This is a genomic window from Helicobacter sp. 11S02596-1 (assembly GCF_002272825.1).
Lineage (GTDB): Bacteria > Campylobacterota > Campylobacteria > Campylobacterales > Helicobacteraceae > Helicobacter_J.
Map to the genome: position 1 here is coordinate 17,086 of NZ_MLAM01000003.1, position 12,467 is coordinate 29,552.

Annotated in this window: 13 protein-coding genes; 2 read left to right on the forward strand and 11 right to left on the reverse strand. The window is 41.7% G+C overall.

Annotated elements, in window-relative coordinates; all coding sequences use genetic code 11:
* Positions 1-8: 8 nt before the first annotated feature.
* Entirely contained in the window at positions 9-1,391 is a 1,383-nt protein-coding gene (gene ftsA / locus BJI48_RS02555; RefSeq protein ID WP_095331576.1) for a cell division protein FtsA, read from the forward strand.
* Positions 1,392-1,404: 13 nt separating this feature from the next.
* Positions 1,405-2,544 carry a cell division protein FtsZ gene (ftsZ, locus tag BJI48_RS02560; protein ID WP_095331578.1) on the forward strand — a complete coding sequence of 380 codons (1,140 nt, stop codon included), beginning with the start codon at positions 1,405-1,407 and terminating at the stop codon, positions 2,542-2,544.
* A 5-nt stretch (positions 2,545-2,549) separates the two neighbouring features.
* Here ftsZ and BJI48_RS02565 read toward each other — a convergent pair whose 3' ends face one another.
* The 11 genes from BJI48_RS02565 to BJI48_RS02615 all read right to left on the reverse strand — a co-directional run bounded on the left by BJI48_RS02565 (position 2,550) and on the right by BJI48_RS02615 (position 12,425).
* Complete coding sequence (locus BJI48_RS02565) at positions 2,550-3,524, reverse strand: sulfatase-like hydrolase/transferase (protein ID WP_180763023.1); 975 nt, start codon at positions 3,522-3,524, stop codon at positions 2,550-2,552.
* Positions 3,484-4,137, reverse strand: coding sequence for a phosphoethanolamine transferase domain-containing protein (locus BJI48_RS02570; RefSeq protein WP_095331582.1), 654 nt, complete (start codon positions 4,135-4,137; stop codon positions 3,484-3,486). Before BJI48_RS02570 ends, BJI48_RS02565 begins: the two co-directional genes overlap by 41 nt.
* Complete coding sequence (rpoD, locus tag BJI48_RS02575) at positions 4,134-5,984, reverse strand: RNA polymerase sigma factor RpoD (protein ID WP_095331584.1); 1,851 nt, start codon at positions 5,982-5,984, stop codon at positions 4,134-4,136. The genes BJI48_RS02570 and rpoD overlap by 4 nt, the downstream gene beginning before the upstream one ends.
* Before the next feature lie 80 nt (positions 5,985-6,064).
* The gene (locus BJI48_RS02580; RefSeq protein ID WP_095331586.1) at positions 6,065-6,862 is read right to left on the reverse strand and encodes a carbon-nitrogen hydrolase family protein; all 798 of its coding nucleotides are present in this window, start codon (positions 6,860-6,862) and stop codon (positions 6,065-6,067) included.
* Positions 6,859-7,068 (reverse strand): exodeoxyribonuclease VII small subunit, encoded by a 210-nt coding sequence (gene xseB / locus BJI48_RS02585; RefSeq protein WP_095331588.1) that lies wholly within the window; start codon positions 7,066-7,068, stop codon positions 6,859-6,861. Before xseB ends, BJI48_RS02580 begins: the two co-directional genes overlap by 4 nt.
* A 35-nt stretch (positions 7,069-7,103) precedes the next feature.
* A complete protein-coding gene (locus BJI48_RS02590; protein WP_095331590.1) occupies positions 7,104-8,495 on the reverse strand; it encodes a cation:dicarboxylase symporter family transporter in 1,392 nt (463 codons plus the stop codon).
* Entirely contained in the window at positions 8,492-9,298 is an 807-nt protein-coding gene (locus BJI48_RS02595; protein ID WP_095331592.1) for a class I SAM-dependent methyltransferase, read from the reverse strand. The genes BJI48_RS02590 and BJI48_RS02595 overlap by 4 nt, the downstream gene beginning before the upstream one ends.
* Positions 9,291-10,718, reverse strand: a complete 1,428-nt coding sequence (gene argH / locus BJI48_RS02600; RefSeq protein ID WP_095331594.1) for an argininosuccinate lyase — start codon at positions 10,716-10,718, stop codon at positions 9,291-9,293. The genes BJI48_RS02595 and argH overlap by 8 nt, the downstream gene beginning before the upstream one ends.
* An 8-nt stretch (positions 10,719-10,726) precedes the next feature.
* Positions 10,727-11,173, reverse strand: coding sequence for a protoporphyrinogen oxidase HemJ (gene hemJ, locus BJI48_RS02605; protein ID WP_095331596.1), 447 nt, complete (start codon positions 11,171-11,173; stop codon positions 10,727-10,729).
* 2 nt (positions 11,174-11,175) lie between these two features.
* Entirely contained in the window at positions 11,176-11,763 is a 588-nt protein-coding gene (locus BJI48_RS02610) for a YigZ family protein (RefSeq protein WP_095331598.1), read from the reverse strand.
* Complete coding sequence (locus BJI48_RS02615; RefSeq protein ID WP_095331600.1) at positions 11,760-12,425, reverse strand: META domain-containing protein; 666 nt, start codon at positions 12,423-12,425, stop codon at positions 11,760-11,762. Before BJI48_RS02615 ends, BJI48_RS02610 begins: the two co-directional genes overlap by 4 nt.
* Positions 12,426-12,467 lie beyond the last annotated feature (42 nt).

The following is a 12,467-nucleotide window of genomic DNA, read 5'->3' on the forward strand; positions in this document are numbered from 1 at the left end:
AGGCAAATTTGAGTCATACAATTCTGGGAGTCGATATAGGTTCCAGCAAAATTTGCTCCATCATCGCTGAAGTAAGAGATGGTGTCCCTCAGATTATCGGAACTGGCACGCAAAAATCCCAGGGTATCAAAAAAGGCGTGATTGTCAATATTGAACTCGCAAGCCGGGCTATCAAAAATTCCATTGCCGATGCGAAGCGAATGGCAGGGCTTGACAATGTCAATAAAGCCATTGTTTCGATTTCTGGGGCTTATACCAAAAGTATCAATAGCTCCGGCGTGGTCAATATCCCAAGCAGCGAAATCGGTATCAAAGAGATTAGCCGTGTTTTAGAAACTGCCCTATACAATGCCTCCATCCCCTCTGAATACGAGGTTATTCACGTTCTTCCTTATAAATTCAAACTCGATGATCAAGACTTCATCGAAGACCCGATGGGGATGAATGGGGCAAGGCTAGAAGTCTTCGTGCATATTGTAACCGCACAGCGCACCAGCTTGGAAAACCTCAAAAAATCCGTGCGTCTTGCTGGTGTTGAGATTGAAAATGTCGTATTGTCGGCATATGCAGCATCTATTGCTGTTTTGAGTGATGATGAAAAAGAACTCGGTGTGGCGTGTATTGATATTGGCGGGAGCACGTGCGAATTGATGATTTATGAGGGCAACTCAATGAAATACAACGACTTTTTGGGTGTGGGTTCTCATCATATCACCAGCGATTTGGCGATGGTGCTAAACACCCATATCGCAGCAGCTGAAGCGGTAAAAATCCAATACGGCAACCTTTCTCCTACAGAAGAAACCCCCCAAAGAATCGAAGTCCCATCAATTGGGACAGATGACACCAAACATTTTATCCTGCTAGAAACCGCCCAAAATGTCATCCATTCACGGGTGGTAGAAACCCTTAGCATTTTGGCAAAATCCGTTATCAGGAGCGGTCTAAAAGACCAGCTCGGAGCTGGTGTCGTCCTCACCGGAGGGATGATCAATATGACAGGCATCCGGGATATTGCTGGGGCGATCTTTCAAAGAATGCCTATCAGGATTGCCAAACCGATTGAAACAATGGGCTTTTTTGAAGAACTCAAAGACCCTTCAAGCTCCGTAGCGATCGGTCTGATTTGGTATGGAGCAGGAAAATATACCAATTACGAAAAAGATTCTGAGAAAAACATCCGATACAAAAAGGATAAAGTCAATAGCGAACCGAGTCCATCCTACTCCCAACAACGAAGTTTCATAGGAGCAGATCTCACAAATCTTAAAGAAGAGATCATAAAAAATGACCATAAAGTTCAAAAAAAAGATATAATTGCTGATATCAATGACACAAAAAGCAATAAAGTGACCAATTTTTTCACACGATTGGCGTCGAAGTTATTTTAAGAAAGGCGAGAGAATGGCAAATGAAAATATTAAAATAGATATACAAGAAATCCATACAACCAGCGGTGCAAAGATTACTGCGGTGGGCGTGGGCGGTGGCGGTTCCAATATGATTGCCCACCTCATCGCAACCGGGACACACAAAGACATCACACTAGTCGCTGCCAATACCGATAACCAACATCTAGAAACATCGCCTGCCCGTATCAAAATCAAACTCGGCGAAAAGCTCACCAAAGGATTAGGAGCAGGAGGGCATCCAGAAGTCGGTATGCAAGCAGCCCAAGAAAGCTTTGATCATATCAAAGAAGTCCTGAGCGATTCTGATATTGTCTTTATCTCTGCAGGTCTTGGCGGTGGCACAGGCACAGGAGCAGCCCCCATCATCGCCCAAGCTGCCAAGGAAGTGGGGGCATTGGCGATTTCTGTTGTTACTAAGCCATTCAAATTTGAGGGCAAAAGCCGTGCAAAATCAGCAGAAGAAGGGCTGAAAGAACTCAAAAAAACCAGCGATACCATCGTAGTGATCCCCAATGAAAAACTTCTCTCTGTTATCAGCAAAAATGCAGGTCTCAAAGAGAGCTTCAAAGAAGTAGATAATGTCCTCGCACGGGCTGTCAATGGCATTTCAGGTGTCATTCTCAATCACGGGGCTACTGACATCAATCTCGATTTTGCTGACTTAAAAAGTGTTATGAGCTATAAAGGTCTTGCCTTGATGGGAACAGGAGAGGTCAATGGCGAAGCTTCTGCGCTTGAAGCAGTCAGAAAAGCTATCGAATCCCCATTATTTGACAATCTCTCTATCAATGGTGCGATGGGTGTTTTGGTAAATTTTGAAATCCACCCTGATTATCCCATACTAGAAATCAACGAGGCAATGAGCCTTATCGAAGAAGCTGCCAGCGAAGAAGCCAAAATTTGCTTTGGGACACATACAAGCCCAGATTTTCCTATCGATCAGGTCAGGGTAACCATCATCGCCACGGGTTTTGAAAAAGAAATCATCAATGATGAAGCCAAAGAAAAAAATGAACCCCCGCATTTGATGTCCCAGATTTCTCTTGATGCTATCCGCATTGTTAGCGGGGGCGAAGATTTTAGGGAGAGAGACCTTGATATCCCTACTATTATGAGAAATCAAAAAGACTAAACTCCCTATTGATTGGCAATATCAAGTTCTTTTTGATAGTCTTTGGTTTGAATGTCAAGCAAATCAAGGAGCGTATCAAAAAGATAATCTTGATTCAAAGGCTTGTCTTTGTTTGCCAATAGTTTTTTGTAATCTTTCTCAAATCCCCTTCCCAGCCAAATCATCGAAGGAATATGTTTTTGAACATCAGGCGAAAGCGCATAGGGCAAACCCCCGTGCATATACTGCCCATACTCCCCAAGACTTTCGCCGTGATCGCTCAAATACCACATCCCTACAGAAGATTTTTTGTTTTTATCCAACGCCAAAACAATCTGATACAAAAAATAATCCGTATAAACCAATGAATTATCATAAGCATTGACAATGCTTTGGTGCGAACATTTTTGAAGTTCTTTATCACGACAAACCGGAGAGAAAATCTCAAAATCTTTCGGGTATCGCTCATAATAACTCGCCCCGTGGCTCCCGTGGAGATTCACCACGATAAACAAATCCCGCTTCGCATTCTTGATAAGCCCCTCAATTTCTGGGAGCATCGCCCCATCAAGCCGACCATCGTTATAATAACTCACATTGCCAATCCTAGCACACACATCGCCCATACAGCCCCCGCCATTATTACTAATCCAATACGTCTGGTAACCCGCCCTTTGGGCAATATCCAAAATATTATCGATATAAAGCGATTGATTCCTGCTTTTATATGTCTGATGGGTGTAGTTTGTGAGCATACACGGGATAGAAATCGCTGTGATAACCCCACAAGAATAAAAGTTTGTGAAATTTACCAGCGTGTCTAATTTCGCCATATAGGGGTTTGTATCCCGCACATACCCATTCAGAGAAAAATTCGCAGCCCGCGCACTCTCCCCAATCACCAAAACAAATATTTTGGGCTGGGTATGCGTTGGTTTCAGCCTCGCATCTAGCCCGACATTAACAAAATGTGGCGCGGGCTTGAGTGTTTCTGAAACCAAATGAATAGCAGAACGGATCGGGGCAATCGGGTTGGTAGCATAAATGATCGACTTCGAACTCTTGAAAGCAAAAACGATAGCCCCCCCCCCTCCAGAGATACAGACTAGCTATGATGAGCAAGTATAAAGCGATGATACCGATTTTTGCATAACTACCGCGCAAAAAAGTTGGCGCTGGTTTTAGCTGGATACAGCAGAGCAAGCCAATCGGCAATACCACATAAAGCAACAAGGACCAAAGCAAGCCTATTGTCAAAAAATCCTTAACTTCAGTCGCATTCGTATGCAACAAGCTTTCAATCACCATATTATTGATGGTGATATCAAGTGATTGCATATAATACTGGCTCACCCCAGCAATGGCTATCAAAATGCCAATCACCCATTTAACAATCGCACGCATACTAAGTAATTCAATCGCCAAGGCGATGATAAAAACATAGGCAAAAAATAAAACAACCATCAAAGAATAATCGCTGTTTCCATCATTTTGCACGTAGGAATAAATCTTTAGCCAAAAAACATCGTTATAAAAACCAACCAAAATGACTGAAAAAACAAAAATCACCCAATGGTAAGAAAGAGGATGAGAAAAAATATTCTTTACTTTCATTCTTCGATGTAATTCTTAAGCTTCCTGCCAACCTTGGGGTGCTTGAGCTTTTTGATCGCACTCGATTCTATCTGCCTGACCCGCTCTCTGGTTACATTCAACTCTTTGCCAATTTCTTCAAGCGTCCGATCACTCTCATCGTCCAAAAGACCAAAACGCATCCTAATAACCGCCTTTTCTCTGTCATTGAGCTGGTCGAGGACTTCATCAATCTGAACTTTGAGATCTTCTTTCATAATATAATCCATCGGACCCATCGAATTTTTGTCTTCGACAAAATCACCAAACTTGCCATCATCATCATTGCCGATGGGTGCTTCCAGACTAATGGGTTCTTTGGTGATCTTGATAACATTTTTGACCTTATCAATCGGCAAGCCGACCTCTTGGGCGATGACTTCCACATCGGGTTCTTTGCCATTTTCTTGCACGTATTTACGCATAATCTTATGGATACGATTGATGGTTTCAATCATATGGATCGGGATGCGGATCGTTCGAGCCTGATCGGCAATCGCCCGTGAAATCGCCTGCCTGATCCACCAAGTCGCATACGTAGAAAATTTGAAACCTTTTTTGTATTCAAATTTATCGACTGCTTTCATCAGCCCGATATTGCCCTCTTGGATCAAATCCAAAAACGGCAATCCCCGATTTGTGTATCGTTTGGCGATACTCACCACGAGCCGTAGATTCGACTTTGCCATCTTGTTTTTGGCTTTGTCTGAAATGGATTTGCCCCGTTTGATTTGCTCCAAAATCTCTTTGAGTTTCTCAGGCTTGAGATTGAAGCCATCTTCGCTAGCCTCTTTGGTTTGAAAAAGCTTTTTGAGTTCGACATAAACGCTCACCATCGTGGTTTCAGGGACTGCAGCAATAATATCTTCTCGAGACATATTCGTGATATTTTCCAGGATACGCTGGTGATTTTCGATCAATATATCATTGAAAAGTGGGAGCTTGTATTCAAGTCTTTTGAGTTCTCTTTCAAAACCATCGCCACTTTTTAGGGTATTTTCCATCGCCCGCACGAGTTCATTGATGAGCTTGCTTGTAGGCCCTAGATCGAGCAATCTGTCTTTTAAAACCTGCTTTTTATGCGCCAATGTGAGGATAGAGATCAACTCATCTTCTTTGGGATCAGCGGGGATATCTAAGACTTTCAGCCAATCTTTTTTTGCCTTATCAAGGGCTTTAAAACTTTCTAAAACTTTTTCGACACGCTTTTGGTCCTTTTTGGAAATGGGTTTTTTAGCTTCGCTTTCTTCCTCATCACCCCCATCTTCCTCTTCATCTTCGCTTTCATCACCCTCATCATTATCATCATCAAAGCTCTTAAAAAGCTCCTTGACCCGCCTTTCGCGATTGATCAATGCGTCTTTGTAATCATAAATAAAATCAATCAAATAAGGCACAGAACAAATCGCATCCAAAATCGTATTTTCACCCAATTCAATTTGCTTACTCAACTCGATTTCTTCTTCTTTTGTCAAAAGAGCAATTTGCCCCATTTCTCGAAGATACATCCTTACAGGGCTATCGCTCCTGCTCCATTCTAAAAGTTCGCGCTCTTTCATAAAATCAAATTCATCTTCAAGCTCTTCATCTAAAATCTTTCTTTTTTCTTCAGCGAGCTTGATTTCATCTCTGGTATTGAGCTTTTTTGCCAATTCCGAAGAACTCAAAAGCGTGCGTTTATGCTTCTGGGATAATTCTCTGATTTTTTTTATCTGGGCATTCGTGGGTGCTTTTTGCAGTATCTGGGCTATCTTTTCGTAGGATACAAAACCACTTTCGGCTTCTTTAAATAAATTTTCTAATTCTTGATTGATTACTTTCGCAGACATAACTTCCCTTATTTGCTAGGATGATTGGAGAGGTGATTTTTCTTTAAAGAAAAAGGATTATACCCAAATTTTTTAAACCCCTAGACAGAGGGAGTTTTTTCGGGCTTGTTTTCTCGAAATTTCCATTCTTTGACAAATTCTTCAATCTGGCTTTTTTCTATTTCTGCGCACAAAACCTCTTCTTTATCGCCCAAGCTATCTTCGATTTTTCCATTAGGCAGGGCAATAAAGCTATCGCCATAAAATTTCCAGGTATGCCCTTGATAGGTCGTTTCCCCGATACGATTTGCCCGCACCACCACACAGGAATTAAAAAACGCCCTTGCTTTGCACAGATCCCGCCAGCGTTGATTGGATTCAAATGTAGAAGCCGTGCATAAAAGCACCACATCCACACCCGCATTTTTCATCTTTAGCCAGATTTCATCAAAATGCAATTCAAAACCAAACAAAACAGCAAATCGCAAGCCTTCTTTTTCAAACAAATAAGGGAGTTTAAATGCCCTTGTCTTGGGATTTCCAAAAAACGCTTCTTCGTCCCAATCTTCATAGTTGATCAATTTTTGTTGGGTATAAAAGTCAATTTTTTTGCCATCAAGAATGGCTATTTTTTTATAAATTTTTTTTTCATCCCCGCACAGCACAGGGACAACAACAATCAAGTCATATTTTTTTGCCAGCTTAGTGAGTTCAGCGAGCTTGCTTTGGGTGGTTTTGTTGATGATATCCTTGGGGGCATTGCTGATTTCGTGAAAAAAAAGATTCAAAACATACTCACCTAGCACCACCACCGAACCTTTTTTGATGGCTTTGAGGTAGGAAGAAAGTTTATCTTCTTTTAGAGGTAATGAGGGGAGTTGGAAAATAGCGAGATTCATTCTTTTTCCTTGTTTTGTGTATGATTATTTTTAAGTTCTTGATACTCTAGTTTGGCTTGTTCTAGCATTTTCTGTGCAGATTCAAGTTCGCCCATCCCCTCTTTATAGAGTTCCAACCCCTCTTTAAGGCTTAGATTTTGAGTATTGAGCTTTCCAAGAATCTCCTTGGCTTTTTCCACCCGTGTTTCAAAACTGACTTCTTCCATTCGCACTCCTATGGCAATTCTTGCAAATTTTTTATTTAGGCATTATAAATCTTTTTATCAAGCGTGCCAAGCTCCTTGTCCGCACAAACTGCAGAAGTCATCGCCCCAGAGACATTGCTAAGCGTGCGTGCCATATCCAAAATCGGATCGATAGCAAGGACAATCGCAAGCAGACCAAAATACTCACCAAATCCAATCCCAGCAAGCATAATCGAAGCTGCCATCGTAGCAACTCCGGGAATCCCAGTAATCCCCAAAGAGCCTAAAACAGCAACGACAACGACCATCACCATAAAACTAAAATCAATCGGCACGCCCAATAAATGGGCAACAAATACCGCTGTCATTGCCGGAAAATAGCCCGCACAGCCATTCAGCCCTGCTGTGCTCCCCAAAGAAGCTGTAAAATTCGCGGTTCCCGCATTCACGCCCAAGCGATTTGTGAGTGTTGAAATCGTCAAAGGAAGCATTGCCACCGATGACCTGCTCGTAAATGCAATCAACCAAATATCAAGGCATTTTTTAAAATATATCCAAGGATTTAGCCCGTGAATTGCGACCAAAATCAAATGGATCACCATCATTATCGCCATTGCCAGATAAATCAATCCCACAAACAACATCGCATCTTTGATCGCCCCAAAACCATTGGAAATCAGTGTGTTTGTCATCAAACAAACCACCGCATAAGGCATAAAACGGATCACAAACAATGTCATTACCATCACGATTTGATAACCCGCCTCAATCAAATCAGAAAAAGTCTTACAAGCATTTTGGAATTTCGCAGTCTTTGCCACACTCCTCGCACCAAAACCAACAAAAAATGTCAAAATCACCACACCAACGATGTTATCAGTATTCATCGCCACAATCGGGTTGCTAGGGATCAGCCCCAATAAAACATCTGCAAATGTCTTGACATCACGAATTACAGCATCGCCACGATAAACGCTAGCATTTTCTCCCAGACCAAAACCCACAGCCAAAGCAATCCCCAAACTCGCAGCAATCGCTGTCGTAAATAAAAGCCAAAAAAGCGAACGGCTCAAAAGTGAGGCGAGATTGATACCATTATCAATGCGCAAAATCACTCGAATCATCGAAAACAAGATAATCGGGATGACAAGCATTTTGATAAATCCCACAAATGCTTTACCAAAAAAACTAAACCAGATTTTTACTTCAGATAACCAAGCGATATGTTGCAACTCATTATGTTCAGGAAAGCCTGCCATCGCCTGAATTGCGACACCAAAGCCAACCCCTATCACCAGTGCTACCAACATCCTCACAGAAAAACTAAAATCTTTTTTCTGCAATACCCATAATAGATAAAAACAAATCCCCAAAGCCAGCAACACCCCCCAAGTGAGAGGCTCTGAAAGCGCTAGAAAATTTTTTAAAAAACTTTTATCATTTATCATCGTTTTATTCCAATCAATAGGGTTGAAATCCCTGCGCTATAAGACTTAATAAATCGCGTTTCAATCCCAACTTTATTTAATTCTTCTTTGAGTTTTCTCGCACTCAAAAATCCACCGATAGAATCAGGTAAATATCGGTAAGCCTTATAATTTCTCGATACAAGTCCTCCAATTAAAGGGAGTATTTTTTTTGTATAGATACCCGTTATTTTATCTAAAAAATTCTCTTTTTCTTTTTTTGTAAATTCAAGCACAACCAAAATCCCATCTTTCTTCAAAACCCGCCCAAACTCATTCAATGCCTCGCTAACATCTACGACATTTCTGAGCCCATAGGCGATGGAAATAATATCCATACTGCCAGAATCTATCATATGAAGATTCTTAGCTTCGCCCAAATATAGCTCAACCTTTTTATCGCAGGATTTTTCATCATTTGATTTTTGGGCGGGCGATTCTCCATCGTTTGGTTCTTTATTTTTTGATTTTTGGTCGCACAAATAATTTTCCAACTTCTTTTTAGCAACCTCAAGCATCCCCTCTGAAGGGTCAATACCAATGATTTTTTTGATTGGCTTGCCAAATTTAGTAGCATTTTTACGCCAATGGATTATCATATCCCCTGTCCCGCAAGCCACATCTAAAATCATCGCCCCGCCCTCGCACCTAGCAAATTCAAAAGCCTTTTTGCACGCCTCTTTTCGCCAAGCCACATCAATCCCTAAGCTCAAAATACGATTGGCACTATCATATGTTGGGGCGATTTTATCAAACATCTCAATGATTTGTTGTTGCTTATCCAATTTCGCACCCCTCTAATTTTTTGCACCCCTCTAGTTGGCGGGTTTTTTCTAGCCATTTTGAAAGGATGGCGATTTGCTGGGCTGTCTGATTGCTTGATGTCCCCCCAAAGCTATCGCGCGCATTCATCGAAGCTTTGAGATCCAAAACATCTTTGACGCCTGCCATCTCCAAAGAAGCGACCTTGAAAATATCCTCTTCTTCTAGCTCGCTAATATCTATGCCTTTTTCCTCAGCAAATGCGACGATTTTGCCGGTAAGATGGTGTGCCTCTCTAAAAGGGAGTTTGTGTTTTCTTACCAAAAAATCCGCCAAATCTGTCGCTGTCAAATGCCCAATTTTAGCCATTTTTAGCATATTTTCTGGATGGATATGCATCGTAGATAGCACTGCTTGTAAAATATCCAAAGAAATCAATGCCGTATTCACGCTGTCAAACACGCCCTCTTTGTCTTCTTGTGTGTCTTTGTTGTAAGCTAAAGGCAAGCCTTTCATCACGCTCAAAAGTGCCATCAAATTCCCAAAAGTCCGCCCACTTTTGCCACGCAAAAGCTCGGGGACATCGGGATTTTTCTTTTGAGGCATAATCGAACTTCCCGTAGAATAGCTATCTGAAAGCGTGATGAATTTGAACTCATAGCTACTCCAAAGCACGAGTTCTTCAGCTACCCGTGAAATATGCATCAATAGCATTGCAATATCATAAAGCAAATCCAGTGCAAAATCCCGCTCACTCACGGTATCCATTGCATTGAGCGTGGGGGCTTGAAATCCTAGCGCTTTTGCCATCATCTCCCGATCATTCCCATAAGGCGTGCCTGCCATCGCACCAACCCCTAGTGGCAAAAAATTATTGCGTTCATAGCTAGCGCTCAAACGCTCCACATCACGTTTGAAATTCGCACACCAAGCGACCAAATGGAAGCCAAAATTGATAGGTTGGGCGTGCTGGAGATGGGTCATCCCGGGCATTATCGTCTCGGTATGCAAGCGAGCAATCTCAAGGATTGTCTCCATCAAGCAAAGAATTTTGCCCCGAATGATTTGATTGTGTTCTAGCACATACATCCTAAAATCCAGCGCAACTTGATCGTTCCTACTTCTGGCGGTATGGAGCTTTTTGCCCGCCTCGCCGATGAGATCAGTGAGGGCTGCTTCAATAGACATATGGATATCTTCATCTGAAATCTTAAACGCAAATGCACCGGCTTCAATCTGGCTCGCAATGCGTTCAAGCCCGCTTATAATCGCAGCATATTCCTTATCATCTAAAACGCCGATAGAAAGTAGCATTTTGGCGTGAATCTTTGAACCCTCAATGTCATATTTCCAAAGCTGTTGGTCAAATCCAATCGATGCGTTGAACCGATCAAGTAACGAGCTGCTTTCCTTGCCAAATCTACCGCCCCATAATTTTGCCATTATCCCTCCTAAAACGATTTTGTAACCGCACAAATCGCAATCACGATCAAACACAATGTCGGGACTTCATTGAAAACCCTAAAAAATTTCCCGCTCTTTTTGCACGTCCCACGCGCAAAAGCTTTGAGATAATGCCCACACAAAAAATGATATACCAATAAAATAGCGACAAATAACAACTTCGTATGTAGCCATCCCCCTGTAGCAAATAGCCCGGGATTGGCACCCAACATCAATAGCCCCGTTAGTAGCGTAAAAATCATTGCAGGCTGGCCGATAAAACTATAAAGCTTGCTTTCTTGAATCTTGGCAATTGCGACATATTGCTGGGCTTGGATATTTTCAGCGTGATACACAAAAAGACGAGGCAGATAAAAAAGCATTGCCATCCAAGAGACAAAAGCGACCACGTGAAATGCCTTGATCCATAAATAATATTGGCTTAAAAATTCCATTTTCAACTCCTAAATTTCAAATCTTGCTCGTATATGCCCAAAAACGTATCGATATTTTTTAGATTTCCAAAAAGCTTTATTTTAATCGTTTTTTCCAAAAAGTCTTCTTTTTCTAGCGTAATTGCAAGCTGTTTTGCCAGATATTCCACCCTGCCAAGCAATCCATACGGGCATTCCAAAACAATACTTTTGCAAAACTCAAAAGGAAAGATTGTGCCATTTTTTTTACCCAACTCCACGCACAAAAGCACGCTTTTGCTATAAGCCCTCACCAATCCCCCAACGCCCAAAAGCACGCCCCCAAAATAACGCACCACCACCATCGCCACATCGACCAAATCCTCCCCACGCAAAACATTCAAAACAGGCATCCCTGCACTGCCTCTAGGCTCATTATCATCGCTAAAACGCTCATCAATTTGATTGCCCTGGACAAATCGATACGCATAGACAAAATGAACAGCCTTAGGGTGGGAATCTTTCAATTCTTTTAGCGTGGTATCAAACAGCTTGCGTGGGATCAAAAAACCCAAAAATCTTGATCCTTTGCTTTGAAAATCCGAGCAAAGGATTTCAGCAATCGTATTCATTGGAGATATATCTGCATTTTTCCATTATCCAACACCATTGAGTTTTTGTCTCTTTTGACATCAAATAGCCCGCTAAAATTCCTCATCAAGCGAAATTCAAAGCTCATCAACGCATCAGGATGGCAAAGCTTCCTTGTCATCCCAGCATTGCCAATTTCAAGATGATCGCTATCTTTCCACGTATAGCTGGCAAAATAATTATTACAACCCGCAATCCCATAAATGCGGTGCTGGGATTGATCAAAAATCATCGTTGCTGTCTCGCTGATATTCAAAAAATCTTCTTCTGATGTTTGTTTTTCTGATTCTGGTGTGGCTTGCATAGAGTTTTGAGATTCTTCTTGAGATTCTGGCAAAGCGGTATTTTCGGCAACATTATTTAAGTCGCTGTTATTTAAATCACTATTATTCAAATCACTCCCCAACGAATCTGTAGGCGTATTTTCTTGATTTAGCCCATCTTCTTTGGTCTGCTTATCTTGCTTGGCTTGCATATCTTGGATTGCTTGGGCTTTGAGAGCTTGGGGTGAAAGATATTCTTTACCATCAACAACGATTTTTTGTATCTGCCAATCCGTCCGAGCAATCTTGCCCTCAAAGATACTCCAAATCGAACAACCGCCCAACAATACTACACCCAATGCCAAGAAAATAATTCTCATCGGTTCAAGAACCCCTTAAAGCAATCTGATTTTTTATGAATT